General features: G+C 60.4%; 25 protein-coding genes and 4 tRNA genes. 16 read left to right on the top strand and 13 right to left on the bottom strand.

Annotated elements, in window-relative coordinates; translation table 11 throughout:
• The first annotated feature begins 55 nt into the window (after window positions 1-55).
• From OEG81_RS06940 to OEG81_RS06965, 5 genes are all read left to right on the top strand, one after another.
• A complete protein-coding gene (locus OEG81_RS06940) occupies window positions 56-991 on the top strand; it encodes a hypothetical protein (protein ID WP_264131990.1) in 936 nt (311 codons plus the stop codon).
• 322 nt (window positions 992-1,313) lie between these two features.
• Window positions 1,314-1,499: a hypothetical protein gene (locus OEG81_RS06950; protein ID WP_264131992.1), complete on the top strand. Its 186-nt coding sequence runs from the start codon at window positions 1,314-1,316 to the stop codon at window positions 1,497-1,499.
• The gene (locus tag OEG81_RS06955; RefSeq protein ID WP_264131993.1) at window positions 1,499-1,843 is read left to right on the top strand and encodes a hypothetical protein; all 345 of its coding nucleotides are present in this window, start codon (window positions 1,499-1,501) and stop codon (window positions 1,841-1,843) included. Before OEG81_RS06950 ends, OEG81_RS06955 begins: the two co-directional genes overlap by 1 nt.
• A 668-nt stretch (window positions 1,844-2,511) precedes the next feature.
• Complete coding sequence (locus OEG81_RS06960; RefSeq protein WP_264131994.1) at window positions 2,512-2,991, top strand: hypothetical protein; 480 nt, start codon at window positions 2,512-2,514, stop codon at window positions 2,989-2,991.
• A gap of 108 nt (window positions 2,992-3,099) precedes the next feature.
• The gene (locus OEG81_RS06965; RefSeq protein ID WP_264131995.1) at window positions 3,100-3,468 is read left to right on the top strand and encodes a hypothetical protein; all 369 of its coding nucleotides are present in this window, start codon (window positions 3,100-3,102) and stop codon (window positions 3,466-3,468) included.
• Window positions 3,469-3,630: 162 nt separating this feature from the next.
• Here OEG81_RS06965 and OEG81_RS06970 read toward each other — a convergent pair whose 3' ends face one another.
• The 4 genes from OEG81_RS06970 to OEG81_RS06985 all read right to left on the bottom strand — a co-directional run bounded on the left by OEG81_RS06970 (window position 3,631) and on the right by OEG81_RS06985 (window position 6,174).
• Complete coding sequence (locus OEG81_RS06970; RefSeq protein ID WP_264131997.1) at window positions 3,631-4,002, bottom strand: hypothetical protein; 372 nt, start codon at window positions 4,000-4,002, stop codon at window positions 3,631-3,633.
• 46 nt (window positions 4,003-4,048) lie between these two features.
• Complete coding sequence (locus OEG81_RS06975) at window positions 4,049-4,804, bottom strand: SIR2 family NAD-dependent protein deacylase (RefSeq protein ID WP_317135375.1); 756 nt, start codon at window positions 4,802-4,804, stop codon at window positions 4,049-4,051.
• A 237-nt stretch (window positions 4,805-5,041) separates the two neighbouring features.
• Complete coding sequence (locus OEG81_RS06980; protein ID WP_264131998.1) at window positions 5,042-5,398, bottom strand: hypothetical protein; 357 nt, start codon at window positions 5,396-5,398, stop codon at window positions 5,042-5,044.
• Window positions 5,399-5,418: 20 nt separating this feature from the next.
• Window positions 5,419-6,174 carry a hypothetical protein gene (locus tag OEG81_RS06985; protein ID WP_264131999.1) on the bottom strand — a complete coding sequence of 252 codons (756 nt, stop codon included), beginning with the start codon at window positions 6,172-6,174 and terminating at the stop codon, window positions 5,419-5,421.
• Between the two features lie 78 nt (window positions 6,175-6,252).
• Here OEG81_RS06985 and OEG81_RS06990 point away from each other — a divergent pair, with 78 nt between their 5' ends.
• Complete coding sequence (locus OEG81_RS06990) at window positions 6,253-6,513, top strand: helix-turn-helix domain-containing protein (protein WP_264132000.1); 261 nt, start codon at window positions 6,253-6,255, stop codon at window positions 6,511-6,513.
• A gap of 191 nt (window positions 6,514-6,704) precedes the next feature.
• On the opposite strand, the gene OEG81_RS06995 is transcribed toward OEG81_RS06990, so the two are convergent.
• Both OEG81_RS06995 and OEG81_RS07000 read right to left on the bottom strand, forming a co-directional pair.
• Window positions 6,705-6,781 (bottom strand) — tRNA-Met (locus OEG81_RS06995).
• A 303-nt stretch (window positions 6,782-7,084) separates the two neighbouring features.
• Window positions 7,085-8,779 (bottom strand): FMN-binding glutamate synthase family protein, encoded by a 1,695-nt coding sequence (locus OEG81_RS07000; RefSeq protein ID WP_264132001.1) that lies wholly within the window; start codon window positions 8,777-8,779, stop codon window positions 7,085-7,087.
• Window positions 8,780-8,931: 152 nt separating this feature from the next.
• Here OEG81_RS07000 and sugE point away from each other — a divergent pair, with 152 nt between their 5' ends.
• Both sugE and OEG81_RS07010 read left to right on the top strand, forming a co-directional pair.
• Window positions 8,932-9,246 carry a quaternary ammonium compound efflux SMR transporter SugE gene (sugE, locus tag OEG81_RS07005; protein WP_264132512.1) on the top strand — a complete coding sequence of 105 codons (315 nt, stop codon included), beginning with the start codon at window positions 8,932-8,934 and terminating at the stop codon, window positions 9,244-9,246.
• Window positions 9,247-9,320: 74 nt separating this feature from the next.
• Entirely contained in the window at window positions 9,321-9,698 is a 378-nt protein-coding gene (locus OEG81_RS07010) for a GNAT family N-acetyltransferase (RefSeq protein WP_264132514.1), read from the top strand.
• Between the two features lie 9 nt (window positions 9,699-9,707).
• Here OEG81_RS07010 and leuB read toward each other — a convergent pair whose 3' ends face one another.
• Genes leuB through OEG81_RS07030 form a run of 4 tightly spaced genes read right to left on the bottom strand, consistent with a single transcriptional unit; the run spans window position 9,708 to window position 13,854 of the window.
• Complete coding sequence (gene leuB / locus OEG81_RS07015; protein WP_264132003.1) at window positions 9,708-10,784, bottom strand: 3-isopropylmalate dehydrogenase; 1,077 nt, start codon at window positions 10,782-10,784, stop codon at window positions 9,708-9,710.
• Between the two features lie 47 nt (window positions 10,785-10,831).
• Window positions 10,832-11,431 carry a 3-isopropylmalate dehydratase small subunit gene (gene leuD, locus OEG81_RS07020; protein WP_264132004.1) on the bottom strand — a complete coding sequence of 200 codons (600 nt, stop codon included), beginning with the start codon at window positions 11,429-11,431 and terminating at the stop codon, window positions 10,832-10,834.
• Between the two features lie 3 nt (window positions 11,432-11,434).
• Complete coding sequence (leuC, locus tag OEG81_RS07025) at window positions 11,435-12,859, bottom strand: 3-isopropylmalate dehydratase large subunit (RefSeq protein WP_264132005.1); 1,425 nt, start codon at window positions 12,857-12,859, stop codon at window positions 11,435-11,437.
• A gap of 23 nt (window positions 12,860-12,882) precedes the next feature.
• Window positions 12,883-13,854, bottom strand: a complete 972-nt coding sequence (locus OEG81_RS07030; RefSeq protein ID WP_264132006.1) for a Bug family tripartite tricarboxylate transporter substrate binding protein — start codon at window positions 13,852-13,854, stop codon at window positions 12,883-12,885.
• A gap of 121 nt (window positions 13,855-13,975) precedes the next feature.
• Between OEG81_RS07030 and gcvA the strand changes: the two genes are divergently transcribed.
• Window positions 13,976-14,902, top strand: a complete 927-nt coding sequence (gene gcvA, locus OEG81_RS07035) for a transcriptional regulator GcvA (RefSeq protein WP_264132007.1) — start codon at window positions 13,976-13,978, stop codon at window positions 14,900-14,902.
• Between the two features lie 15 nt (window positions 14,903-14,917).
• Here gcvA and OEG81_RS07040 read toward each other — a convergent pair whose 3' ends face one another.
• Both OEG81_RS07040 and OEG81_RS07045 read right to left on the bottom strand, forming a co-directional pair.
• A complete protein-coding gene (locus tag OEG81_RS07040) occupies window positions 14,918-15,823 on the bottom strand; it encodes a DMT family transporter (protein WP_264132008.1) in 906 nt (301 codons plus the stop codon).
• Between the two features lie 78 nt (window positions 15,824-15,901).
• Window positions 15,902-15,986 (bottom strand) — tRNA-Leu (locus OEG81_RS07045).
• A 117-nt stretch (window positions 15,987-16,103) separates the two neighbouring features.
• Between OEG81_RS07045 and OEG81_RS07050 the strand changes: the two genes are divergently transcribed.
• Entirely contained in the window at window positions 16,104-18,998 is a 2,895-nt protein-coding gene (locus OEG81_RS07050; protein ID WP_264132009.1) for an autotransporter domain-containing protein, read from the top strand.
• Between the two features lie 117 nt (window positions 18,999-19,115).
• Here the strand turns inward: OEG81_RS07050 and OEG81_RS07055 are convergent.
• A tRNA-Leu gene (locus OEG81_RS07055) sits at window positions 19,116-19,200 on the bottom strand.
• 101 nt (window positions 19,201-19,301) lie between these two features.
• On the opposite strand from OEG81_RS07055, the gene rnr reads away from it, so the two are divergent.
• The 6 genes from rnr to OEG81_RS07085 all read left to right on the top strand — a co-directional run bounded on the left by rnr (window position 19,302) and on the right by OEG81_RS07085 (window position 25,732).
• Window positions 19,302-21,743: a ribonuclease R gene (rnr, locus tag OEG81_RS07060; RefSeq protein ID WP_264132011.1), complete on the top strand. Its 2,442-nt coding sequence runs from the start codon at window positions 19,302-19,304 to the stop codon at window positions 21,741-21,743.
• 73 nt (window positions 21,744-21,816) lie between these two features.
• The gene (gene rlmB, locus OEG81_RS07065) at window positions 21,817-22,563 is read left to right on the top strand and encodes a 23S rRNA (guanosine(2251)-2'-O)-methyltransferase RlmB (protein WP_264132012.1); all 747 of its coding nucleotides are present in this window, start codon (window positions 21,817-21,819) and stop codon (window positions 22,561-22,563) included.
• A gap of 95 nt (window positions 22,564-22,658) precedes the next feature.
• Complete coding sequence (locus OEG81_RS07070; protein ID WP_264132013.1) at window positions 22,659-23,888, top strand: cystathionine gamma-synthase family protein; 1,230 nt, start codon at window positions 22,659-22,661, stop codon at window positions 23,886-23,888.
• Window positions 23,889-24,229: 341 nt separating this feature from the next.
• Window positions 24,230-24,502 (top strand): HU family DNA-binding protein, encoded by a 273-nt coding sequence (locus OEG81_RS07075; RefSeq protein ID WP_017523731.1) that lies wholly within the window; start codon window positions 24,230-24,232, stop codon window positions 24,500-24,502.
• A 117-nt stretch (window positions 24,503-24,619) separates the two neighbouring features.
• A tRNA-Val gene (locus tag OEG81_RS07080) sits at window positions 24,620-24,695 on the top strand.
• Window positions 24,696-24,895: 200 nt separating this feature from the next.
• The gene (locus OEG81_RS07085; RefSeq protein ID WP_264132015.1) at window positions 24,896-25,732 is read left to right on the top strand and encodes an energy transducer TonB; all 837 of its coding nucleotides are present in this window, start codon (window positions 24,896-24,898) and stop codon (window positions 25,730-25,732) included.
• Window positions 25,733-25,735: the final 3 nt, after the last annotated feature.

Below are 25,735 nucleotides of genomic sequence, written 5' to 3' on the forward strand. Positions count from 1 at the left end.
ACCTTCACCGGCCTGACGCTGGCACCTTATTTTTGAAGGCGCATTGAAGGATGCAATGAAGAAAATCGGGTACAGCGATTTCATACGGATATGCCAAATCGAGTGTGTCGATACGTGGTGTGATTGGCTGTCGCTTCGGAAGGATGGCGTATATATCAAAAAGCCTGATGATGGCGTCGAGCTTACGCCGGACGAACGCGCCGTTCTGACGGAGCATCCCACGGGCAACCTAAACGAACCCGCTTTATCGTTTCCGTGTGATATTTCGACGCTCATGGCTTTCCTAGAAAGTCAGGAAATAGGTGTGGATATTGACGATGCGTATCTACGAGCCGTCGGGTACCAAGATAATGATGCTTTTAGCGTAGGAGGCGCTATCAGTGTCAGTGTTGGAGACAGTGATGTACTGCTGAATGTCGAGGCAATCCTTAATCGCATTGCTGATGCACGGTATCCGCCTACATTGAATACCGACGTTGACCTGAATACGCTGGAACTGCAAAAACAAGCTCACATGATGCACCTGAGTGGCGATATTCGCGATGCGTTCAGAACAGGCTGTTTAACCGCTCGAGGCCGCGACGGACTCAAGTACAGCGCCCCACCCCTGGGTGAGACTTTCGACGACGTTTATGTGTCGCGCCTGGAATTTGAAGGTTTTAGTGAAAATGAGTGGTTGGTGAGGATTGTTGATGCGACGCCCGAAAATCAAGCCGCACCAAAGTCGAAGACAAGCCATAAGCTGCGGAATCGCGTTCGTCTTTTGGATGCCGAGGTACAGACAGCAAAAGGCCGCGCCTTGAATGCTGGCGATGCAAATAGCGTATGGGCGGAGCTGACGAAGATGGCTGAAAAGCAAGAGGGCTTGCTTATTGGGCATTCTTCCGACGGACTGCAATATAAGGGAAAGACGCATCAAGATACCGGCACGCCTGATGTATTTACGTTGAAGGCGCTACGCGACAGAATGAGACGCGCTAAGAAGCGATAAAGCGCGGTATGGCGCGATAGCACGCGCGCATATCGGGAGAACATCGTATGAGATAAAGAATCCGTATCACCACAAATAAACAGAGGTGATACACGATGGATACTATCCAACAGCCGCACACCACCGCTTCACAATTCCCCCCGCTGGAAGCGGTAACCAGCCCGGCAGTACCAACCCCCCAGGCCGCCCACTATCTGAACCGCCAGCCGCAGACCCTCCGCGTGTGGGCTTGCTGCGAGAATGGCCCAATTCGCCCCCTGCGTATCAATGGCCGACTTGCATGGCGCGTGTCCGATATTAAAGCTGTGATGGGGGTGTAAGTATGAGACCCGAAACCATCGTTACCTATCAGGACCCGGATGGCCCGCGCATCGTGTTTGATGCCGACCAATTGATGGTGACAGCCAGAGACGCTGATGGCACAACCGTACATATTGAAATCGGGCGGCTTGGAATGCTTGAGCTTGGGCGCGCCGTGATTCGCATTGGTCAACCGGAGGGCAAATAATGAAAAACGCCCCCGACCGCAAAGCAATCGAGAGCGCCAAAGACCAAGGCCATTCTAACACTCGCAACAATTTTAAAGGTACCGACAATCCCCGGCACCTTCGCACCCTGCAAGCCTTGTTGAAACGTCCCCTACCGCGTGAAACGCTGGATAAGGTAGCGGGGTGCTCCAATGGCCCCGACCTTGTTGCAGAGCTTCGCCGCCGTGGCCTGAAAGTGCCCTGCGAACGTATCCGTTTCATTGACCGCGACGGCAAGCTGTGTAGCCCAGGCGTTTACAAGCTGCTGTCCACCGACCGCACCCTGATTTACCGTTGGCTTGCACAAGGCCGGAGGGTGGCGTAATGAGCGCCATGCAAGTCGTGGTTTTTTGGCTAGTCGTCGCGTGCCGTTGGTTATTTAGCAAGGGAGCGCGATGAATGGCAACGAAATCACGCTTCAAACCGAACCGGCGAGACGCGGGCATATTCATTCAGGTTCCGCTGTCCGTACTAGATTCCGAGGCTTACCTGACGCTTACGGCCCATGAGGCAATGCTGTTATGGGATATCGCCAGTCAGTATCGCGGCATGAATAACGGTCGGTTGTTGGCAGGATGGAAGTACATGCATGAGGCCCGCAGATGGAAGTCCCGCGACACACTGGACAGGGCAAGGGCGGCGCTACTGGAACGAGGGCTGATATTTCGTACCCGCCAAGGCCGAATGCCGAATCTATCAAGCTGGTACGCCTGCACTTGGTGGCCTCTGGACCACTGCCCAGAGATGGACGTTGGCTCGCAATCACTACCGCGAGGGCAATACAACCGCTGGAGGTCCGAGTAGAAATTGATTTCATGTGCACGGCAGCCGTGCCTAGAGCACCCATATAAGCACGGTAGCCGTGTATAGGGAATCGTCATGAGCACGGCAACCGTGTCTATGGAGACCGCTTTTACCCCATCCCTATACACGGTGGCCGTGCACTATCTAGATAAGCCATCTGTATAGGCACGAATCGAAAGGACAGGCAACATGAACGCCCAACTACCAGAACTGAAAATTAAGCGGATCGAGGATGAATTCGGTAAAGGGCCGATTTTTCTGGAACAGGACACATCCGGGGGATTCGACCATGTGCCATCCTGTGATGAGCAGGCTCAAGCCGGCTTTTTGTCGGGCATACCGGCGATGCTTATAGGGCAGTCTAAGCGTGAGCGTCACGCTGAACGGACATCCGAATGGGTAAGCAATAGTCAGTCTTGCTGCGCCGTTGCCACGGATTTAAAGAAAGCGAGGGCTCATAAGGTGACGAACCCCGACCCTGCCAATCCTAAAACCACGGTATCTGTATCGCTTACCAACCTACAAGGAATTGAAGATGAAACGACCTGCTCGTTTGCTGAAGGGGCTTGTTCGACTCCTGACCTTTGGCCACTACCGACGAAACATGAATGCATGGACAGACTTGGTGCTGGCGCAGTCCATCCTCCAGCCATTGACCTACGAGTCTAGTCGTTTTGATGATGACAGGCGAGACCGATATATAGCCGAGGCGGCGTACTACATCGACAGTGCAATGCGCAAACTCTATGGCGAAATGTACACAGGTGGAAGATGAGCATGACAAACAATAACGCTCAACGGTTGGCAGCGTACCGGAAGCGACTTGAAGAGGGTGGCTTCAAACGCGTTAGTGCCTACGTGTCGCTTGACCTGGTTGCGTACCTTCAAAGCCAGAACGCGCCGGGCGAATGCATTGGCCGCACACTGGAACGGCTACTTCTGGGTAGCGCAAAGGAACGCCCTCGATACTATTCTGATGAAGAAATGGTGCGCAAAGAAGCGCGGCGGCGTGAGAGGGTCACGCAACGTGCTCAAGTGAGGAAAGCAATCCGAGTCGAGCAACGAGCACTTCGTCGCGCCGAATGGGAACGGCTCAGGCAGGAAGCAATGGAGCGCATTGGCTTGTTGAGAAAACCTGAGACTTGAGGGTTGTGCTCATGCGTGCGGGATGGTGGAAGTAGGACGTGGCAATCCCGATTGTCCAAATGCTAGCTTTTGTTAACATGCTGGCTTCACAGGCCGGCGGATTTCCAGGCGCTGCCGTGAACAAAAGAGCACTGGGCGAGTTGCGTTAATTGCACGGTGCGCTTACCTCAGGCCGACCTTTTTCAGGTACTCGTCCAGATAGTCCCCCGTCAGGTCGTACAAGCTCATTGGCTCGGCCGGTTCGTCTTCGGTCGCTTCCAGCGGCATAGCTTCGATTGCTTGCGACAGGGCCACTTCCTCGGCCGTCTTGCGAACCATTTCTGCATGTTGCACGCGTTTCATGGGGTCGTTTATGCCCATCAGATTGTCTGGTATCTGGTCGGTTACCGTGCTGATCGAGTCCATCGCTTCACCGGTCAAGCTGTCCAAATATGTCGCCAATTGCCGCTGGCATTTCATTTCTTTGTACGCGGTCGGTGCGCGGTCTTCGAGCGCCAGTTCCAGCGTCCGCCACATTTGCTGGTAGTTCATCATTTTGATCCTGCCGTGGTTAATATGTGCTCGTTGGGACAGGCATCATTTATGCCGTCAACAGAGCGTTTATTTCTTGCAGAGCCTGCATACCATCCATCGCGAGGCTGACGTGGCCAGGATGGCCGTGAATTTCAGGTTCTCGTGGATTAATGCGTATAACTGGCGCCCGGTGGTTAAAGGAAACCGCGTGCGTGAAGTCGCGGGTAGTGGGAATCGCTGTACCGGCACCAATCTCGATCACGAGCAGCCGCTCGGCATCCAGCAGCCAGTGCTCAAGCCTTCTTTGCTGCATACGGACGCGCTGCTCCTGCCATTCATCGTCGCCAAACATGTAAATGTTCGGACGTGCTAAGCCACCGCAGTGTGGGCAACGTGGCGGCTCGTTCAGCAACCGGCAGTTTTCTTCGTCCACATCCGGTGTGAAATCATCGGTGGACCAGATGTCGGTTGTACATGCGTCCAGGCATTGAAGGTAGTGAATTGAGCCGTGGCACTCAGTGATCAGGCTGGCATCGAAACTTGCCTTTTGGAAGTGCCCATCAACATTGCTGGTAAAAGCCATGTAGCCGCACGGACTGTTTTTACCCCATTTCCTAAGTATGTCGTAGCCTGCATGTGGTGCTGTTTGGCGATACAGGTTGAGCCGGTGGCCGTAAAAACCCCATGCAACTTTAGGCTGCTGCCGGAACGCACGGGGTGATGCAATCGATATGAAATCGAGGCTGCTGCGTTCAAGCGCCGGGTAGGCACGCCAGAAACCTTGATTTCCGCGAAAGTCTGGTAGGCCAGAATCAATACCCATACCGGCTCCTGTAACGACCAATATCATTTCTGCCGTGTCTACGAGTTGAGCCGCTTTCTCAACGCTTTGGTATGGTGTGGCTGTGTACTTATCCATTGCGACGACTCTATTTTTACGGGTTTTCTGCAAATATGGTGCGCACGAAAATTGCATAGAACTGATTATGTTCTTTGGGCCAATATGAGCGTTACGAATGCAGTTCCCTGTCCCCACTTCCAAATTGAAATGCTAACTGAGCTAGAAAGATCCAACCCCAGCAATACTAGAAGAATAGGGAAGATCAGAAAAATCGAGATGATTCCTGCGCTCACAATGTGAAAAATCCCAATCTAAAAAACCATCTAACTGTTCCGGCCTCTCGCCCGTTTTTTTACGCTTAATCCAGGAAGCCCACAAGGAAATAAAATGACGCCAGGCGATGAAAGACAATACCAGCCCGGCGATATAAGTGAGTATGCTTGGATCTGGGCCGTAGCTGTCGTATTCAAGATCAATGTTGTCATACGCACCATATCGGTCAGCTTGAGTGGCAGTGGAGAAGGCAGCTAGTAATGCAATCGCTATACCACGATGTGATTTTGAAGGCTTTGGCATATCTATTGGTCTGTCCACGCTTAGGGTTTCACGTCGGGCCATCCCTGCGCACAGTAATCGGTGATGAAGTCGACGAAATTTTCAGTTGGTACTTCGGGTGCTGAATATCGCGTGTTTGTTGACCAAAGCAGGTAGGCAGCACTTTGGTGGCTGATCTTGTTGTTCTTCGATGTGGTGAGCATGAGATTAAGGGCATCTTCTTTAGGAACACCATCGCGCATTAACTTGTCGATTGAGCCTGCCAGCTTACGATGTGATGAACACGACAACTCGACGTATTTCTGTTCATCGATAATCCCTTTGGGCTTGTCGCCATTGTTGGCATAACTAACAGGTGAAGTTGACGCCTGTTCTTCGGTTGGTGGTTTGTCTGTCCAGCCAAGCTTGATCATGCAGCCTTTCATAATTGCATCCTGCGCTCGTCGAGCACGTATGGAAGCGCCAAGTGCCGCGCCTTGCGCAACCCCTGATGAGAATGCTGACCCTGGGCTGGGTGTGACATAGCCCGAGTAGTTACTGGTCCGAAAACCGCCTTGGCCGTATGAACTGATCGTACCGGTAATGTTGTAGCTTTGTTGGGCGGGGGCGTAGACGCGAGCATCTGGCATTGGCGCAGCGCCGTGGGCTACCTGTGTGCAATAACCTTCATCGACTGCTTTTTGGTTAGCTATCAGTTCTGCATCGCCGGCAGAGTAATTGTGGTTGTACCACTGAGTGTTGGCACACCCGACAAGTATTCCGGCCAGGGATGCGCATACTGCCATTCTTTTTATCATGTCAGCGTCCATTGAGATTTAAAAACAGTAGAGTTACATACTGTAGTATATAAAGCAGTAGTGCGCCACTCTACGCGCATGAGCACAAATACAGTTTCTAACCCCGCGACAGCACGTACCAGAATCGCAGTAAACCTAAAACGCCTGCGTACCGAGCGGGGGTTGAGTCAGGAACGTATGGCTGAGTTGGCCGACTTTCACCGAACGTATGTGTCTCAGCTTGAGCGCTGCGTTACCAACATAAGTATTGACGGCCTAGAACGCATTGCCCACGCCTTAGGTGTTGATGTCGTTGAGCTGCTGGTGGCCCAGTCAGATGAGGGGCAGACGGACGAGTAACGCCAGGTTATAAGGTAAGGTGCTATGCGGAGAATGCTTGAAGCGCATGGCGTGGCGGCGACAGTGGGGAAGAGCCATATTTTTATTGGCTCGTAGTCCTGCATTTCACAAAACTGTTTACAAAGTGCTTACATGAAACCAGAAAGCAAAAACGCCAACCCCGGGGGATTGGCGTAAGTGCTTGATATCTCTGGTGGCGCATCCCTGATTCGAACAGGGGACCTGCGGATTATGATTCCGTCGCTCTAACCGGCTGAGCTAATGCGCCAAAGTCCGACACTTTAGCATACTTTTTTTGATTTGTGTAGCAGCGAAAAGAACCGGCTGGCGGCGAAAAATGGGCTGATACGTTCGGAGGCGGAGCGATCGATACGGCTAGCTCGATTATGCGTGCGTAGGGCGGGGAAAAATCAAAGGCCCCGCCTTTTGGCGGGGCCTTACTGCCGGTATGGCAGTGAACACCACACTGAAGGTAGTGTCGGATTAACTACCGGAGAGGGTAGCTAGACTGCCGTCTGGCAGCGATTCCACAATAAATCCGATACACGGCAATTGCAAGTACGGGAAAACACTAGGTCGGAATGCTGTGGGCCTTATGGGTCTGGCTGGCGTCTTCGGGCAGCGGGCTGTTGGTGTTGCCCGACAGCGCCGCGCTAAGGCTGTATAGGGGGGCGAAGGACTCCGCCTGGGCCATGGGCCAGCCGGTCCGGAATATGGTCAGCCGGAACTTGCCTTCCAGCAGTTCGCCTTTTTCCAGGTCGGGAAACAGGGCGGACAGCACCCGTACTTCGCCGTTGGAAATACGCTTGGCGATATGGTGCGGGCGCAGTTCGTCGGGATGCCGCAGGCCGGCCGCACCCAACAGCTCGGCCAGGGCCTTCAGGGTATTTCCATGGAAGCTGGCGACCCGCAGCGACTTGTCGCTCACCACCAGCGCGGCCTGGCGTTTGGGGTCCTGGGTGGTGACTCCGGTGGGGCATTTGCCCGTGTGACAGGCCTGCGCCTGTATGCAGCCGATGGCGAACATGAAGCCGCGTGCGCTGTTGCACCAGTCCGCGCCCAGTGCCATGACCCGCGCCATGTCGAAGGCGCTGATGATCTTGCCCGAAGCGCCCAGCTTGATCTGGTCGCGCAGGCCGATGCCGACCAGCGTGTTATGGACCAGGCGCAATGCTTCGCGCAGCGGTGTGCCCACGTGGTCGACGAATTCGATCGGCGCCGCGCCGGTGCCGCCTTCTGCGCCGTCGACCACGATGAAGTCGGGCGTGATGCCGGTCTTGAGCATGGCCTTGGCGATGGCGAACCATTCCCAGGGGTGGCCGATGCAAAGCTTGAATCCGACCGGCTTGCCGCCCGACAGCGTACGCAGGCGGGCGATGAAGTGCATGAGTTCGATGGGAGTGGTGAAGGCGCTGTGCTTCGAGGGTGAATTGCAGTCCTGCCATACGGGCACGCCTCGCGCCTCGGCGATCTCGGGGGTGACTTTGGGACCGGGCAGTATGCCGCCGTGGCCGGGCTTGGCGCCTTGCGACAGCTTGATCTCTATCATCTTGATGCTGTCCTGGCGGGCGCGGGCGGCAAAGATATCCTCGGAGAAGTTTCCTTTTTCATCGCCGCAGCCGAAATAGCCCGATCCGATGTTCCAGATCAGGTCGCCCTGATGCTCCAGGTGGTAGCGGCTGACGCCGCCTTCGCCGGTGTCGTGGGCGAAGTTGCCCAGCGCCGCGCCCTTGTTCAGCGCCAGCACGGCGTTGGCCGACAGGGCGCCGAAGCTCATGGCGGATATGTTCAGTGCCGACAGGCTGTAGGGTTGCGTGCAGTCCGGCCCGCCGACCATGACGCGAAAGTCGCTGGTCTCGGGGTGGGCGGGTTCCATCGAATGGTTGATCCACTCGTAGTCGGTACGGTAGACATCGCCTTGTGTGCCGAAGGGGCGCTTGTCGATCTGGCGCTTGGCGCGCTGATACACCAGCGAACGGTCCACGCGCGAGAAGGGCAGCGAGGTCGTGTCGTCCTCGAAGAAGTATTGCCGCATCTCGGGGCGTATGAACTCGAAGAGAAAGCGCAGGTTGCCGATTACCGGGTAATTGCGCCGGATGGCGTGCCGGGTTTGCCGCAGGTCCAGGATGCCCAGCGCGGTCAGGGCGGCGAACAGGGCGGCGGCCAGCAGCCACCAGGCATCGGCAGCCATGCCCATGACGAGAAAAACCAGGGTCCCCAGTATGACCAGATAAAAGGCGGTATAGCGTGTCAGCAGGCGGTCCATGCGTTTCCTTTGTTTCAGAGTGTTGCTCCGTTCGATAGCCACAATGGTAAAATGCTTACCCTTCCAACAGCAAGGACGACCTTGCCGCTTAGGCGCCGCCAAGCGAACATGCAAGGGGACGGCCCCTGTCGGAGAATCCTATGTCGACATCCATGTCCTGGCTGATCCTGCTTGTCGCGGGCCTTTTTGAAACAGGCTGGGCCATCGGCCTGAAGTACACCGAAGGTTTCACCCGATTCTGGCCCAGCGCGGGTACATTGCTGGCCATGCTGATCAGCGTGGTGATGCTGGGCATCGCCATGAAGCAGTTGCCGGTGGGCTCGGCCTACGCCGTTTGGGTGGGGATAGGCGCCGTGGGAACGGTTATATTGGGAATCGTTCTGTTCGGCGATTCAGCCAGTCTTCCCCGATTGGTCAGCGTCGGCTTCATTATCCTGGGGATCATCGGCCTGAAGCTGGCCGGCTGAAACAAGGGGGCATTCCATTGAGTCAGAAAATCAAGGTCGTCGTGAGCGATTGGGTGTCGTGTCGGCACGACGCCATGGCCATACGGCACGAGGTCTTCGTAGTGGAGCAGCATGTGCCCCCTGAACTCGAAATGGACGACCATGACCCACACTGCATGCATGCCGTGGCTTATGACGAGCGGGGCAGGGCGCTGGGAACCGGCCGCTTGCTGCCCGATGCGCATATCGGCAGGATGGCGGTCCGGGCGGACTGCCGCGGGGCCGGAATCGGCTCGATGCTGCTGGCGGCCCTGGTTGAAGAGGCCAGGCGCCGCCATTACATGGAAGTGGTGCTTTCCGCGCAACTGCATGCCCAGGATTTCTACGCCCGACACGGTTTCGTGCCGGAGGGAAGCATCTATATGGATGCGGGCATCGAGCACGTAACCATGCGGCGCGCCCTGACCGCCTGAGCCCTTGCTCTAATCGCCGCCGGCTATGGCCGCGGCCACCGCATCGCCCATTTCCGACGTCCCTACCTGCCTGCATCCGGGCTGGGCGATGTCGGCCGTGCGGTAGCCGTCGGCCAGCACCTTGCGCACGGCGCGCTCGACGCGGTCGGCCTGGTCGGGCTGGTTGAGCGAGTATCGCAGCATCATGCCCATGGAAAGTATCGAGGCGATCGGATTGGCCAGGTTGCGGCCGGCGATATCCGGCGCGGTGCCGTGCACGGGCTCATACAGGCCTTTTTGATCGAGCGCCAGCGAGGCCGACGGCAGCATGCCGATGGAACCGGTCAGCATCGCGGCGGCGTCCGACAGGATGTCGCCGAAGATATTGCCGGTCACCATGACGTCGAACTGGCGGGGAGCCCGCATGAGCATCATCGCCGCGGCGTCCACGAACAGATGCGTCAGTTCGACGTCCGGGTACTGACTGGACACGCGCGTGACCACCTCGCGCCACAATTGCCCGGTTTCCAGGACATTGGCCTTGTCCACCGAGCAGACCTTGCCGCGGCGCTTGCGCGCCGTCTGGAACGCGACATGCGCGATGCGCTCGACTTCGGACTCCGAATAGCGCATGGTGTTATAGCCTTCGCGCTCTCCGGAGGGCAGTGTGTGGATGCCGCGCGGTTCGCCGAAGTAGATGTCGCCGGTCAGTTCGCGCAATATCATCAGATCCAGCCCCTCCACGATTTCCGGCTTCAGGCTGGATGCCCCCGCCAGTTCGGGAAACAGGAAGGCAGGGCGGAAATTGGCGAACAGCCCCAGCTTTTTGCGCAGGCGCAGCAGGCTCGCCCCGGGCCGCATGGCGTAAGGGATGGTCTCGTCGCCCGGGACGCCGGCCGCGCCGAACAGGATGGCGTCCGCGGCGCCGGCGATCTCGGCGGTTTCGGCGGGCAGCGGGTCGCCCGCGGCGTCTATGCCCGCCTGGCCTATGGGCGCTTCGATCAGCTCCAGCGCCGTATCCCGGCCCAGGACTGCGCGCAATACCTTTACGGCTTCGGTTGTCACTTCTTTGCCTATGCCGTCGCCTGGCAGGACCGCGATTTTCATTGAATGTTCCTCAAGATTGAACAGTGGGTGGCTTGTCGTGCCCGCCGCTATGGATGCGTGGCGGCGTAGCGTTGTTCGAACGCGGCGATCTGATCGGCCTTTTGCAAGGTGTAGTCCAGCTCGTTCAGGCCTTCGATCAGGCATTTCTTCGAAAAGGCGTCGATGTCGAAGCTATGGGTGGCGCCGTCGGGAGCCGTGACGGTCTGGGCGGGAAGATCCACAATCGCGCGTGCGCCCGGCTTGGCCTGCGCCATTTCCAGCAGCCGGGCGACAGCCTGGGCGGGCAGCACCACCGGCAGCAGGCCGTTCTTGAGCGCATTGGAGAAGAAGATGTCGCCGAAGCTGGGCGCGATCACGGCGCGAAAGCCATAGTCGTGCAAAGCCCATACGGCATGCTCTCGCGAGGAACCGCAGCCGAAGTTTTCTTGAGCGACCACGATGCGGGCCTGGCGGTAGGCTTGCTGGTTCAGCACGAATTCCGGATTCTCCCTGCCTTCTTTATCGAAGCGCAGATCGCGGAACAGGAACTGGCCGAAATCGTCCGAGCGCGGCTTTTGCAGGTAGCGTGCGGGAACGACCTGGTCGGTATCCACATTGGCGCGAGCAACGGGCAGCATCGCGGCGTCGAGATGGGGAAAGGGTTCCATGTTTCAGCTCCTGGCTGGAAGTTGCCGGACGTCGACCAGATGGCCGGCGATCGCCGCGGCGGCCGCCATGGCGGGGCTCATCAGATGGGTGCGCGCGCCCGGGCCCTGGCGTCCGACGAAGTTGCGGTTCGACGTCGAGGCGCAGCGCTGTTGCGGCGCCACCAGGTCGCCATTGGTGGCCAGGCACATGGAGCAGCCGGCATGGCGCCAGTCGAATCCGGCATCGCGAAATATCTTGTCCAGCCCTTCGCGCTCGGCCTGCGCCTTGACCAGGCCCGAGCCCGGAACGACCCAGGCCTGGACGCCCTTGGCGACATGGCGTCCCTCGGCCACCGCGGCCGCGCTGCGCAGGTCTTCGATGCGGCCGTTGGTACAGGAGCCGATGAAGACCCGGTCGACGGCGATATCCGTCAGGGGAGTGCCGGGCTTCAGGCCCATATAGGCCAGGGTGCGCGCCATGGCATCGCGCCGCCGGGGATCTTGCGCGGCGCTGGGGTCGGGCACGCGCCCCGAGATGGGCAAGGCGTCTTCGGGGCTGTTGCCCCAGGTGACCATGGGGCCGATTTCATCGGCGTGCAGGACGACTTCCCGATCGAACCGGGCACCGGGATCGCTGGGCAGGGTGCGCCAGCCGGCCACGGCGGCGTCCCAATCGGCGCCCTGCGGGGCGTAGGGGCGGCCCTTGAGCCAGGCGAAGGTGGTTTCGTCCGGAGCGATCATGCCGGCGCGCGCGCCGGCTTCGATCGACATATTGCAGACGGTCAGCCGCCCTTCCATCGACAGGGCCGTGATCGCGGAGCCGGCATACTCGATGACGTGCCCGGTGGCTCCTGCGGCGCCGATGCGGCTGATGATCGCCAGGATGATGTCTTTCGCCGTGACGCCGTCGGCAAGGCGCCCGTCTATGCTTACCCGCAAGGTGGCGGGCTTGTTCTGCCAGATCGATTGCGTTGCCAGCACGTGGGCGACCTCGGAAGCGCCGATTCCGAAAGCCAGTGCGCCCAGTGCGCCATGGGTGGAGGTGTGGCTGTCGCCGCAGACGATCAGCGAGCCGGGCAGGCTGAGGCCCTGCTCCGGCCCGACGACATGGACGATGCCCTGGCGCGGGTCGTCCAGCCCGAAGTACTCGATGCCCGCCCCGGTGCTGTCCTGGCGCAGCGCGTCGACCATGGCCCGTTTTTCCGGGTCGGCGATATCGGCCAGGTCGCGGCTGCCGGTCGGCACGTAATGGTCCGGCGTCGCGAACGCGCGCTGCGGGGCGCGCAGCGGCAAGCCTTGCTGGCGCAGCATTTCGAAGGCGGGCGCCGAGCCGTCCTGGACCAGGTGGCGGTCCACATACAGCAGGCTCTGGCCGTCTTCACGGCGCAGTATTTCATGGCGCGCCCAGATCTTCTCGAACAGGCTGCGGGGCGGAGGAGTCGTCTGCATGATGTCTACGGTATGGTGGGGGTTCAGTCCAGCTTGGCGCCCGACAGTTTCACGATGCTTTCATAGCGCTTGGTTTCGGAAGCCATGAAGGCGGCGAATTCTTCGGGGGTGCCGCCGCCCACTTCCGCGCCATAGTCGGCCATGAGGGTCTGCACTCTCTTGTCCGACTTGAGCACTTCATTGGCTTCGCGGTTGAGCCGCTCGATGATGGGGCGCGGCGTGCCGGCGGGCGCCATCAGGCCATACCAGGACGAGGCATATATGGGCATGCCCAATTCGTCAAAAGTCGGGACGTCGGGCAGCGCGGGGTTGCGCTTTTTTGATGCCACGGCCAGGGCCCTGAGCTTGCCTCCGGCGATCAGCGGCAGACAGGTGGTGGTGTCGAGCATCAGTGAAATCTGGCCCGCCATCAGGTCGGCTTCGGCCGGCGCCGTGCCTTTGTAGGGCACGTGAACGATGTCGATCTTCGCGGTGCTCATGAACTGCACCGCGGCCAGGTGCTGCGAGGATCCGACCCCTCCCGATCCGTAGTTCAGCTTGCCGGGATTGGCCTTGGCGTAGTCCACGACGTCCTGCACGCTCTTGAAGGGCGATGCGGTGGGAACGACCAGGATATTGGGCACCGACGACACGAACATGATGGGCGCGAAATCCTTGACGGGATCGAAGCCCAGCTTGGAATAGAGGTGGACGTTGACGGCATTGGGGCTGATCGAGCCCATCAGCAGGTTGTAGCCGTCGGGTTCGCTGCGTGCGGCGATCGCCGTGCCGATGTTGCCGCCGGCGCCGGCCTTGTTGTCCACCACGATGGACTGGCCCAGCCGTTTGGCCAGGGGTTCGGCCAGCATGCGGCCCATGGTGTCCACGCCGCCGCCCGGTGGCCAGGGCACATACATGCGGATGGCATGGTCGGGATAGTCTTGCGCCTGAACGGCGCAAGTGAAGGTGCCGCAGGCTAGCAGTATTCCGGCCAGCCAAGTATGTATCTTATTCATGATGGAAGTCTCCTTGGGTCTTGTAATAGTTCTGCCCGGCCATTCTTGAATAAAAGGAGACCCCTGGCAAACACAATTAAGGCATAATAAGCATGAGTAAAACTCATGCCTGGGCTGTCTTATGCGTCGTTTGCCTCCCTTGAATGCTTTGCGCGCTTTTGAAGCTTCCGCGCGCAACACCAGTTTTACCCGCGCCGCCCAGGAACTTTGTGTGACCCAGGGCGCGGTCAGCCGCCACGTCGGCGCGCTGGAGGACTGGCTGAAGATCAAACTGTTCGAACGCGGGCGCTATGGGATAGAGCTCACCGTCCAGGGCTCCGTGTATTTCCGCACGATCAAGAATGCGCTGGACCAGATCGAGTACGGCAGCCAGCAGCTGCGCCAGCGTCCGGATGAAAACCGGCTGCGCATCAAATTGCCGCCGACCTTCGCGATACGCTGGCTGGTGCCGCGGCTCGCCCGCTTCCACGCCTTGCATCCGGGCATCGACGTCCAGATCACCACCTCGCACCAGCGCGCCGATTTCGATCGGGAGGACGTGGACGTCAGCATCCATTCCGAAGCTCATCATCCCGGCGATTCGGCCGGTACGCGGTATCTTTATCTGTTTGGCGAAACCCTGCTGCCGGTCTGCGCTCCCGGCCTGCTCGGCAGGGAGCCGGCGCTGTCCGAACCCGGCGACCTGGCGGGCCATGTCCTGCTGTGCTCGATGAATCGCCCCATGGACTGGCCGACCTGGCTGGAGGCGGCGGATGTCGGACATATCGATGGCAACAGCGGACTGAAATTCGAGAATGCCGCGCTGGCCTACCAGGCGGCCACGGACCAGTTGGGCGTGATGGTGGCGCAGCTTGCCTTCGTCAATGACGACCTTGCTTCCGGACGCCTGGTGGCGCCTTTCGGCTTGCGGGTGGCCACCCCGGGTGCTTATTATCTGGCGTACCGCGCCGACGTCCCCAAGCCGGCCCGCATCCAGACATTCGAAGACTGGATACTCGCGGAAGCCGATGCCATGAGCCGCCAGTTCGCGGACGAGAAGGGCGGTTAGCCGCGCCTGGAAGCCCTACCGGCCGGTTGTCCGGGGCTTGCGGCGCGGCTTGAGCTCGCTGACGACGACGCTGACGACGATCAAGGCTCCACCCAGCAGGGCCAGGCCGGGAAGGCGTTCGCCCGCGATGCGCCCGACGATGCCGGCCCATACGGGTTCGCCCGCATAGATGACGGTGGCCCGGGTGGGCGCGACCGACTTTTGCGCCCAATTTATGGTCAGCTGGATCAGGGCGCTGGCGACGCCCATTCCCATCGCCAGGCCAATCAGCAGCCAGGAAAAGGCGGGCAGCGCTTCTCCGGTTGCCGGCATCAGCAGAAAGGATATCAAGGCGGTCACGGCAAGCTGCACGACCGTGACCCGCCGGCTGTCCACCGAGCCTGCAAAATGGCCGATGAGGATGATTTCGACGGCGATGGACAGCGCGCCGATCAGCGTCAGGAATTCCCCCAGGCTGAACGCCACCTGGCCGGCCTGGGGGCCGGCCAGCAGGATCAATCCCGTAAAGGCCAATGCAATGCCGACCCAGCTCATGACCAGCGGACGGCGCTTCAGCACGCCCCATTGAAGCAGGGGAACAATCGGAACGTACAGCGCGGTGATGAAGGCGGACTTGCTGCTCGAAATCGTTTGCAATCCATAGGTCTGGAGTGCGTAGCCGAAGAAAATGGTGACGCCGATGGCCGAGCCGGCCCACAACTCGCGGCGCGTCAGTCCCCGCATGACCTTGCGGGAAAAAACCGCCGCCAGCAACGCCGCCGAGGCGAATCGCAGCCCCACAAAAAACAGGGGGCCGCTGACGGTGAGCGCCTGCTGGACCGCCAGGAAGGTGCCGCCCCAGATCATGGTGATGGCAATCAGGGCCAGCTCCTGGCGGCTGATGGCAGGCTTGTTTTGGGCTAGCTGGGTGACCGTTTCCATGAAGGGCGCCGTAAATACAAAAAACCTCGTAATCCGGCGGATTACGAGGTTTCTCGAGGGCTTTCCGTAAAAAGCCTATGGTGCCCAGGAGAGGACTCGAACCTCCACACCTTGCGGCACATGGACCTGAACCATGCGCGTCTACCAATTCCGCCACCTGGGCACGACGAGGGCGAATCATACACCAAATATGCGCGCCGCACATAGCTCTTACTGGCTATATGTTTCCAAATGTATTGCATCCATAATGTGCGTCAATTTTCAACGATGAGCAGCCGCCATGACAAAACGCAGCTTTACCCTCCGTGCTGTTTTTACCGCGCTGGCCTGTGCCGGGCTTGCGGCATCTCCGGCGCAGGCCGTAAACATAAACAACGATTACCTGGACGCCTATTACGGCGGCATTCTGGGCAATTACTACGACAGCGGCGATACCATGCCCAATGTCGCGGCTATATTTCTCGACTATCAAGGGCATGGGCCCGAGCAATGGTGTACCGGCACCTTGATCAATTCGCGGGTGATATTGACGGCGGCGCATTGCGTTGCCAATGACAATGCAGAGACGATGCATTCGGGGATAGGGGGCCTGGAGGTCCGCTTTTCCCCCACGCCCGCCACGGCGTCCAGTCCTTACGATCGCCGTGTGCGTGACATCGTCTTTCACAGCGACTACTTCACCGATGACGATCGGGATATTGCCCTAATCTCGCTGGATCGCCCGGTGCATGGTCTGGATCTGGTGCAACTGGCTCCCAAGGGGTATGTGGTCGACAAAGAGACGCTCGCCACTATCGTCGGCTATGGCCTGGCGGGAACCGGAACGAATCCCGGAAGGCCTTCGGGCGGCAGCGGCATCCCCGTGCTGGACGGCTACAACGATGCCAAGCGGCGTATTGCGGTCACGCGGATCGGGGGCGTCCGGGCGGAAGGGGACATCATTGTCGCGGAGTTCCGGGATCCCGCTCGGCCGGACGAATACAACCAGTATCACCTTGATAGTCCGGTGCCGGTTAACCAGGGCGAGCCCGAGGGCGGCGACAGCGGCGGACCGCTCTTTATTGAAACGGCTTCCGGCTGGTTGCAGATCGGCACCGTCATGCGGGGCGGTGGCGGCGCATATGGCAATGCGGGGTACGGCTCTTCGGACGATTGGACCTTCGTGCCTTTCTATTCGGACTGGATCATGGGGAATTTGACAGCTTTGCTCGATGGCGGCGTCGAATCGGCCCGGGTCAACCCTTCGGCACCGGGGGTGCCACTACGTTGGAGCGATGCCGCCGCCTGGAGCGGAGCCAAGGTGCCGGGCAACCAGTCCGGCACGGTAGACGGCGCGACGGGCTTGTGGAATACCGGCACCTATTACAACGTTGCCCTGGACAGCGCCACGCACTTGCAGGTGGACCAGAACGCCAGCGTGGATGCCGTCAGCATCGATCACGCCGATGCAAGATTGGACGTGCTCACCGGCCAGGAACTGTACACGGTGCTGAACACGGATGTGCTGGCGGGCGAATTGCGGGTCGACGGCGGGCTGGACAGCGACGCCCTGAACCTGAAGGGCGGCCGCTTGTCGGGGACCGGCACGATCAAGGTCGCCGACGGCCTGCTCCAGACGGGCGGCGTGCTGGCGCCGGGTGCATCACCCGGAACACTGACAGTCATCGGCGATCTGAGCCAGGCGGCCGGCGCCCGGTTCGAGGCGGACATCGACGGGCCGGGCATCGCCAGCGGCGCGGGCAACCATGACCGCGTTCTGGTGTCGGGCACCTATACGGCGGGCGGAACCATCGCTCCGATTCTGCGGGGCATCACGGGCTCGGCCAACAATACGTTCACGCCTTCGCTTGGCCAGGGTTTCCAGGTGGTGTCCGCCGCCGGAGGCGTCAAGGGCAGCTATGCGGCGCTGGAGCAGCCGGTTGGCGGCCTTCCGGCGGGCACGCGTTTCGATACGGTCTATGGTGGCACGTCCGTCACCCTGTATGCAACGCCGTCGGCCTACGGCAACCTGGCCGCGGCGGGCGTGGATGACAACCATAACCGGCGCGAGCTGGGCAGGGCGCTGGACGCGGCGCGGCCCCAGGCCGGCGTGCGGGCGGCCGATGCCGGAATCAAACAGCTTTACGACGGACTGGCGCCCCAGACGGCCGGGAACCTGCCTGTGGCCATGGACCAGCTTGGCGGCGTGGGCTATGCGCAATTGATCCAGGCTGGATTCGAGAACAGCAAGTTCCTGGTGGAGCAGACCGAACTGGCCCTGGCCGCGCAACGCCGCGGCGATGCCTTGATGCCGCCGTCGCGCTCGATGGCCGGTCTCGAGGCACGGGCGGGGGCGGAGCCCTCCAATCCGGAGCGCCGGGCATGGGCGACGGCCATAGGGCGGATGTCGTCGCAAAAGGCCGACAACGGCGGCTACAAGACGACGGATACGCTGGCGGGCTTGATCGGAGGCGTGCAGCAGCGCCTGGACTCGGGCACCACCGTCGGCTATTCACTGGGCTATGCGCACGGCGGGCCCGACGTGAAAAGCGGCATGGGCAGCGGCCGCACGGACAATGCGCAACTGATGGTGTATGCAAGCCACGCCCTGGATTCCGGTTATTTCATGCAGGGCACCTTCGGCGCGGGTCTGGGCCGCAGCAAAGTGGCCCGCCACGTCGCCGTGACGGGGGCCAGCCACAACGGCGGCATGAACACGCGCAATGTCGCGGCGTCGGCCACGTTCGGCTGGGCCAGCGGCAAGGCGGACGAGCCGCGATTCGAACTGACGGCCGGCATGCGCTACATGGCTCATCATTACCAGGGATTCAGCGACAGCGGCTCGCGCGCGGCCAGTGCGCTGGACGTCAGCGGCGGCACCCTGCAGTCGATGGCGGCGACGCTGGGCGCGGCGGCCACGGTGCCGTTCAGCGCCGGGTCCGTCGATTGGCGCGCCTCGGCATGGGCCAATGTCGGGCATGAATTCGCCGACCGCCATGCCACGATGCGGGCACGCCTGCTGAATGTCTCGTACGAACAGCGCAGCGGGGATATCGGGCGCGACCGGCTGGCCGCGGGGCTGTCCCTGTCGGGCCAGATGTCCAGGCGCACGGTCCTCAGCCTGGGCGTGTCCGGCGAGCTTGCAAAAAACTGGAAGGCGGCCGGCGCAACGCTGGGCCTGCAGGTCGCGTTTTAAGCGGCCATGGCGCGGGCCGCCGCCCGCGCCATGGCAGGGATGGCGCCTGCAAAGCCCGTTGCAAAAGCAAAAAACCCAGCTAAACGTGCGCTTAGCTGGATTTTCTGTATTTAGCGATGGTGCCCAGGAGAGGACTCGAACCTCCACACCTTGCGGCACATGGACCTGAACCATGCGCGTCTACCAATTCCGCCACCTGGGCATAAAGTGTATGCTATCGCTTTACCGGTACTGCTGTTGCGTTAGCCACATCTTTAAGAGGCGCAAAGTATAGCGTACTTTTTAAATTTATGGAAATCACCTTTGATCAAACGATCTAAAAACGACACCAACAACAAAGAAACCGCCGCTGGCCAGCACGAGCTGCCCCCGGATTTCGATCCGGACGTGCCCAGTCGGGAAGTCATACTGCAGCACCTGCGTTCTTCTGAAACGCCCATCGACCCCAAGGGTCTGGCCAAGGCATTGGGGGCATCGCTGCCGTTGTCCGTCGGGTTCGACCGCCGCCTGAAGGCCATGGAGCGCGACGGGCAGATTTTTTTCAATCCGCAAGGTCAGTTGTTGTTGAATAGCAAGCTGGATTTCATCGCCGGGAAAGTGCAGGGCCATCGCGACGGCTTCGGTTTTCTGTTGCGCGACGACGGCGGCCCCGATCTGTTCCTGTCTCCGCGCGAGATGCTCAAGGTCTTGCACGGCGATCGTGTGCTGGCCAAGCCCGACGGCGAGTACCGCGGCAAGCCCGAAGCCACCATCGTCGAGGTGGTCGAGCGGCGCACGAACAAGCTGGTGGGGCGCTTTCTTAAAGAGCGCGGCGCCTTCATCGTGGTGCCCGAAGACCAGCGCATCAAGCATGACATCATCATCCAGGCATCGGATACGTCCGGCGCCGAGCACGGACAGGTCGTCACCGTGGAAATCGTTCAGCAACCGACCCGCCACACGCAGCCCCTGGGCAGAGTGGTCGAGGTCCTGGGCGAAATCGACGACCCGGGCATGGAGATCGAGATCGCGGTGCGCAAGTTCGATGTGCCGCACGAGTTTTCCGACGCCGCGCTGCAACAGGCCGCCAAAGTTCCGTCCACCGTCAAGCCGGCCGAGCTGAAAGGGCGCGTCGACCTGCGCGATGTGCCTTTCGTGACCATCGACGGCGAGGATGCCCGCGACTTCGACGATGCCGTATTCTGCATGCCGGTCGACCTGGGCACCGAGAAGCGCAAGAAGCCCGGCTGGCGGTTGTTGGTCGCCATCGCGGACGTCAGCCACTATGTTCAGCCGGGCGATGCCCTGGATGAAGATGCGCTCGATCGCGGCACCAGCGTTTATTTTCCGCGCCGTGTCATTCCCATGCTGCCCGAAGCGCTGTCCAACGGCATCTGCTCGCTGAATCCGGACACCGACAGGCTGGTCCTGATCTGCGACATGGCCATTGCGGCCAGCGGCGCCAAGGCCGGCGGCATCAGCGCCTACCAGTTCTACGAAGCGGTCATCCATTCGCATGCGCGCACCACGTACAACGATGTCTGGGCCGCCCTGCAGCAGCCGACGGGTCCGGCCGCGCAGTCCATGCAAGCCGTTTTGCCGCACATACAGAATCTGTACGAGCTTTACCAGCTGTTTGCCGAAGCGCGCGTAAAGCGCGGCGCCATCGATTTCGACACGGTCGAGACCCGCATCGTCTGCAATCCCCTGGGCAAGATCGAGCGCATCGAGGCCTATAGCCGCAACGATGCACACAAGCTGATCGAAGAATGCATGCTGGCCGCCAACACCTGCGCCGCCGAATTCATGACGCGCAACAAGCGCCTGGGGCTTTACCGGGTGCACGAGGGGCCCACGCCGGAGAAGCTCAAGTCCCTGCGCGACTACCTGCGCAATCTGGGCCTGACGCTGGACGGCGGCGACGATCCGTCGACCACCGATTATGCGCGCCTGATCAAGGCGGCCCGGAACCGGCCCGACTTCGAGATCATCCAGACCATGTGCCTGCGGTCCTTGCAGCAGGCCATCTACAGCCCCGAACAGGTCGGCCATTTTGGCTTGTCCTACGAACACTACGCGCACTTCACCTCGCCCATACGCCGCTACCCCGATCTGCTGACGCATCGCGTCATAAAGGGCGTCCTGCTCGGCAAGCGCTATCTGCCCGCCCTGGCCGATGTCAGCGGCGTCGCGGCCTTGCCCAAGAACGAGCGCGAACACGCGGTATGGGAAAAACTGGGCCTGCTGCTCTCGGCGCGCGAACGCCGCGCCGACGATGCCTCGCGCGATGTCGAGGCATGGCTGAAATGCTGGTTCGTCAAGGAACACGTGGGCGAGGTATTCAGCGGGCGGGTCACCGGCGTGGCCACGTTCGGCATATTCATTACGCTCGATACCCTGTTCGTGGAAGGCATGGTGCACGTGTCCGAGCTGGGCTCCGATTACTTCCAGTACAACGAGGCCATGAACGAACTGCGCGGCGAACGCACCGGCATCCGCTATCGCCTCACCGATGCGGTGCAGGTGCAGGTTTCCCGCGTCGACCTCGAGGCGCGCCGAATCGAATTCCGCCTGGTAAAGGGCACCGGATTCAAGGCGCTCAAGGCTTCCATCGAGCCCGAGGCCACCACCGAACGCAAGGTCAAGCGCGCGGCCCCGGCCAAGCCGGCCGCCTTGAAGGGCACGACCTCGCGCCAGCGCAGGGCCGCCGCCAAGCGCGGCGCCAAGTCCGAGACACCCAAGAAGTCGGGGCGCGGCCGTCGCTGACGGCCGGGGTTAAAATCCCTGCATCGGGCGCGTATGCCGAACCGCGCCCGGCTACCCAACTCTAAGGAAAATCATGTCGTCTCATCAGGTCCTCGCCGGCTTCCATGCGGTGGTTGCCCGCCTGCGCTATGCGCCGGACTCCATCAAGGAACTCTATGCCGAGGCATCGCGGCGCGACAAGCGCATGCAGGCCTTGATCGAGCAGGCGCAGGCCGCCGGGATCCGCGTTCATCCCGTGTCCGTCGACCGGCTGGACGGCCTGGCGCGCGGCACGCGCCATCAGGGCGTGGTGGCGCTGGCCCAGGCGCGCGAACTCGCGGTCGACGTGAATGAAGTGCTGGACGTGCTTGAAGACAGGGCCGAGCCGGCGCTATTGCTCATTCTCGACGGCGTGACCGATCCGCACAACCTGGGTGCATGCCTGCGCACGGCCGACGCCGCCGGCGTGCATGCGGTCATTGCCCCCCGCGACAGGGCGGTGGGGCTGAACAGCACCGTGCAGAGGGTGGCCTGCGGCGCCGCCGAAACAGTGCCGTATATCATGGTCACGAATCTTGCGCGTGCCATGCGCCAGCTGAAGGAACGCGACGTCTGGCTGGTGGGCACCGATGACCAGGCCGGCGCGAGCATGCACCAGGTGGATGCGCGGCGCGCCATGGCGTGGGTCATGGGCGCGGAAGGCGAGGGGATGCGCCGCCTCACCCGGGAGACGTGCGACGAACTGGTGGCCATTCCCATGCGGGGTTCGGTAGAGAGCCTGAACGTCAGCGTCGCCAGCGCAGTGTGCCTGTACGAGGCGGTGCGTCAACGGCAGCCGTAGAGCCGGCAAGGGCATGCTTGCCGGCCTCCGCGGCCAATGCCTGCCTTTGCGCTTCTCCCTTTTTCTTTCACTCAAATCATCGTTGTCCCGACACCATGGCTAATAACGGTTTTACCACCACCATCGTCCATTCCGACCGCCGCTCCGCGGTGGAGCACGGCGCCATCCACAAGCCCATGCATCCCTCGTCCGAATACGCATTCGCCGATTCGCGCGAGCTGGCGGCGGTGTTCCAGGGCAAGGCGGGTTTCACGTACGCGCGGCAGGGCACGCCGACCACCGCCGCATTGGAATCGAAGATCACTCAAATGGAAGAGGGTGAAGGCACGGTCAGTTTCGCCACGGGCATGGCGGCGCTGGCAGCCACCTTTTTTACCTTGCTCAAGGCCGGCGACCACCTGATCAGCAGCCAGCACATTTTCGGCAATACCAACAGCCTGCTCGGTACGCTGGCCGACCTGGGCGTGCAGGTAACGATGGTCGACGCAACGGATGCGCGCAACGTCGTGGCCGCCTTGCGGCCCGAAACCAAGATGGTGTTCACCGAATCGCTGGCCAATCCGGGCACCCAGATTGCCGACCTGAAGACCATCGGCGATTGGTGCCGCAAGGAAAACCTGGTGTATGTCGTCGACCATACCCTGGTCACGCCTTTGCTTTGCACGGGCAAAAGCGTGGGCGCTGCGCTGGTCGTCAATTCCTTGTCCAAGCACATAGGCGGACACGGCAATGCCTTGGGCGGCGCCGTGACCAGCACCGGTTTGTATGACTGGTCCGGCTATGCCAATATCGCCGAACCCTACCGCAAGGGCAAGCCGACTACATGGGGATTGACGCAGATAAAGAAGAAGGGGTTGCGCGACATGGGCGGCACGCTGTCGTCCGAGGCGGCGCACCGCCTGGCGGCCGGCGCCGAAACGCTTTCATTGCGAATGGACAAGATATGCGCGAATGCGCTGGCGCTGGCGCAGGCCTTGAGCGCTCATCCCAAGGTCGCCAAGGTCCATTACCCCGGCCTGCCCGGCCATGAGCAGCATGCGCGCGCCACGCAGCTGTTCGGCAAGCGCTACGGCGGGCTGATGGGCATAGAGCTGATCGATGAGATCGACGTGTTCGATTTCCTGAATCGCCTCAAGGTGCTGGCCCTGGCCACGCACCTGGGCGACAACCGCACGCTGGTCCTGCCGATGGCGCATACCATCTATTACGAGATGGGCCCTGAGCGCCGTGCCCTGATGGGGATTTCCGACAACTTCCTGCGCGTCTCGATAGGCATCGAAGACGCCGAAGACCTGATCGGCGATTTTGAGCAGGCCCTGGAATAGCCGGGTAGCGGCCGGCGGTTTTACCATAAATATGGCTGGGCCGAAATGCCTTTCAAAAAAGCATTGTAAATTTCCATCATGTTGGCCTGTGCAGGTAAAAAGTGAGTAACTATGCGGGTTTTGAGAGCTTTTTTGCTTGACAGGCCTGGCGTTCAAAGGCTTAATACGCGTTAGCCAGCCGCGTGCGTGTATTGTTTTGAATACGCCACATGGTTGCGCCGCATAGTCCTATGCGGGTAATACGACCAGCGCCGATCACCGTGCCTCGTATATTTTCATCAAGCGCCAAGCCAGTCTTTCAGACGACGCTTGGCTACAATAATTTTTAGGGGTAATCCTTAATGAACAAAACAGAGCTTATCGAACACATTTCCACCAAAGCCGATTTGTCCAAGGCCGATGCCGGCCGCGCACTCGAAGCCTTTATCGGCGCCGTCAAAACTACACTAAAAAAGAAAGGCTCGGTAACCTTGGTGGGCTTTGGAACGTTCGCCGTATCCGAGCGCGCTGCGCGCACCGGCCGCAACCCCCGCACGGGCGAAGCCATCAAGATCAAGAAAGCACGCGTGCCCAAGTTCCGTCCGGGCAAGGCACTGAAAGACGCCGTCAACTAAGACAGTCTTTGTTGCAACGCAAGACGCGCTGGGATATAATTTTTTTCTTATCGCGTTTTGCAGCAAGTGTAGTGGCCCCAGGGTTGCAGGCAATGAAAATTGCCAGCCCGAAAAAATGGGTGCTTAGCTCAGCTGGTAGAGCGGCGCCCTTACAAGGCGTAGGTCGGCGGTTCGAACCCGTCAGCACCCACCACTAAAACTGCAGATCGAAAAGCCGCTTAAAGTCTTAAGCGGCTTTTTTATTTGTCCGGCGTTCCGATCAGTTTTTTTCACGGCATGGTTGCAATGTTTATTGCGAATAGTTCGCATTATTGTTAATATCCTAGCCTTGTCTGAGAAACAGCCGTTTGTGCACGATACTGACGCTGTACAACTTTTTTGATTGCTGGATTCATGCCGCGTTCTCGTGTTCAACCGAAACTTCGCCCCGCCTTGATCAAGGCGGTGGGGGCTACTGCCGCAGTGGGCCTGCATCTTGCAGTATTGGGGGCGATATTGACTGCTCCTCCCGCCAAGCCTGAAATCGACATGCCTGAAACGGTTGAGGTGCGTTTCGTCGAGATTGCCGATGAGATTGTCGAGGCGGCTCCAGCCGTCGAGCCCGTTGAAGAGGTCATACCGGAACCTGTGCCCGAGCCGCCGCCTGAACCGGAGCCGGAGCCTGAACCCGAGGTCATACCCGAGCCCGAACCCCTGGTCGAGCCTGAACCGGAGCCCGAGCCCGAACCGGTCGTCGAGGAGCCCGAGCCGGAAAGCATTACCCCGGAGCCTCCTCCGGAACCCAAGCCGGAACCGAAACCAGAGCCCAAGCCTAAACCCAAGCCGAAGCCCAAACCCAAACCCAAGCCGGTGGTCAAGCCCGAGCCTGTACAGCCTCCGGCGGCGCCTGAGGGCAGGGCAGCCGCTCCGGCCGTGCCCAAGGCGCCGCCCGCGCCCGTGGATCCGGATCGGCCGCGCCTGATCGGCAAGGTCGACTATCTGGGCAAGCGGCCCAGCCCCGTTTATCCGCGGATTTCCGAGAGGCGCGGCGAGCAGGGACGTGTCGTGGTGCGTGTATTGATTTCCCCCCAGGGAAGTGTGGTGAGTGTAACGGTGCGTTCGTCGTCGGGTTACGAGCGGCTGGACGAGGCGGCGGTGAAGGCAGCCCGATCCGCGCGCTTCAAGCCTTACACAGAAAACGGCATTGCATACCAGGCCATGGCCGACATCCCTTTTGATTTCGTTTTATAGGAC

Source organism: Pollutimonas sp. M17 (assembly GCF_025836975.1).
Lineage (GTDB): Bacteria > Pseudomonadota > Gammaproteobacteria > Burkholderiales > Burkholderiaceae_B.

What these genes read in the sequence shown, in the direction of transcription:
- OEG81_RS06955 (WP_264131993.1), top strand. Translation starts at nt 1,499, where the DNA reads ATGAAAAACGCCCCCGACCGCAAAGCAATCGAGAGCGCCAAAGACCAA.
- rlmB (WP_264132012.1), top strand. Translation starts at nt 21,817, where the DNA reads ATGTCGTCTCATCAGGTCCTCGCCGGCTTCCATGCGGTGGTTGCCCGC.
- OEG81_RS07010 (WP_264132514.1), top strand. Translation starts at nt 9,321, where the DNA reads ATGGCCATACGGCACGAGGTCTTCGTAGTGGAGCAGCATGTGCCCCCT.
- leuC (WP_264132005.1), bottom strand. Translation starts at nt 12,859, where the DNA reads ATGCAGACGACTCCTCCGCCCCGCAGCCTGTTCGAGAAGATCTGGGCG.
- OEG81_RS07000 (WP_264132001.1), bottom strand. Translation starts at nt 8,779, where the DNA reads ATGGACCGCCTGCTGACACGCTATACCGCCTTTTATCTGGTCATACTG.
- leuD (WP_264132004.1), bottom strand. Translation starts at nt 11,431, where the DNA reads ATGGAACCCTTTCCCCATCTCGACGCCGCGATGCTGCCCGTTGCTCGC.
- OEG81_RS07050 (WP_264132009.1), top strand. Translation starts at nt 16,104, where the DNA reads ATGACAAAACGCAGCTTTACCCTCCGTGCTGTTTTTACCGCGCTGGCC.
- OEG81_RS06985 (WP_264131999.1), bottom strand. Translation starts at nt 6,174, where the DNA reads ATGATAAAAAGAATGGCAGTATGCGCATCCCTGGCCGGAATACTTGTC.
- OEG81_RS06950 (WP_264131992.1), top strand. Translation starts at nt 1,314, where the DNA reads ATGAGACCCGAAACCATCGTTACCTATCAGGACCCGGATGGCCCGCGC.
- OEG81_RS06980 (WP_264131998.1), bottom strand. Translation starts at nt 5,398, where the DNA reads ATGCCAAAGCCTTCAAAATCACATCGTGGTATAGCGATTGCATTACTA.
- OEG81_RS07075 (WP_017523731.1), top strand. Translation starts at nt 24,230, where the DNA reads ATGAACAAAACAGAGCTTATCGAACACATTTCCACCAAAGCCGATTTG.
- OEG81_RS07040 (WP_264132008.1), bottom strand. Translation starts at nt 15,823, where the DNA reads ATGGAAACGGTCACCCAGCTAGCCCAAAACAAGCCTGCCATCAGCCGC.
- OEG81_RS07030 (WP_264132006.1), bottom strand. Translation starts at nt 13,854, where the DNA reads ATGAATAAGATACATACTTGGCTGGCCGGAATACTGCTAGCCTGCGGC.
- OEG81_RS06970 (WP_264131997.1), bottom strand. Translation starts at nt 4,002, where the DNA reads ATGATGAACTACCAGCAAATGTGGCGGACGCTGGAACTGGCGCTCGAA.
- sugE (WP_264132512.1), top strand. Translation starts at nt 8,932, where the DNA reads ATGTCCTGGCTGATCCTGCTTGTCGCGGGCCTTTTTGAAACAGGCTGG.
- gcvA (WP_264132007.1), top strand. Translation starts at nt 13,976, where the DNA reads ATGCGTCGTTTGCCTCCCTTGAATGCTTTGCGCGCTTTTGAAGCTTCC.
- OEG81_RS07085 (WP_264132015.1), top strand. Translation starts at nt 24,896, where the DNA reads ATGCCGCGTTCTCGTGTTCAACCGAAACTTCGCCCCGCCTTGATCAAG.
- OEG81_RS07070 (WP_264132013.1), top strand. Translation starts at nt 22,659, where the DNA reads ATGGCTAATAACGGTTTTACCACCACCATCGTCCATTCCGACCGCCGC.
- OEG81_RS06975 (WP_317135375.1), bottom strand. Translation starts at nt 4,804, where the DNA reads ATGGGTATTGATTCTGGCCTACCAGACTTTCGCGGAAATCAAGGTTTC.
- OEG81_RS06940 (WP_264131990.1), top strand. Translation starts at nt 56, where the DNA reads ATGAAGAAAATCGGGTACAGCGATTTCATACGGATATGCCAAATCGAG.
- OEG81_RS06960 (WP_264131994.1), top strand. Translation starts at nt 2,512, where the DNA reads ATGAACGCCCAACTACCAGAACTGAAAATTAAGCGGATCGAGGATGAA.
- leuB (WP_264132003.1), bottom strand. Translation starts at nt 10,784, where the DNA reads ATGAAAATCGCGGTCCTGCCAGGCGACGGCATAGGCAAAGAAGTGACA.
- OEG81_RS06990 (WP_264132000.1), top strand. Translation starts at nt 6,253, where the DNA reads ATGAGCACAAATACAGTTTCTAACCCCGCGACAGCACGTACCAGAATC.
- OEG81_RS06965 (WP_264131995.1), top strand. Translation starts at nt 3,100, where the DNA reads ATGACAAACAATAACGCTCAACGGTTGGCAGCGTACCGGAAGCGACTT.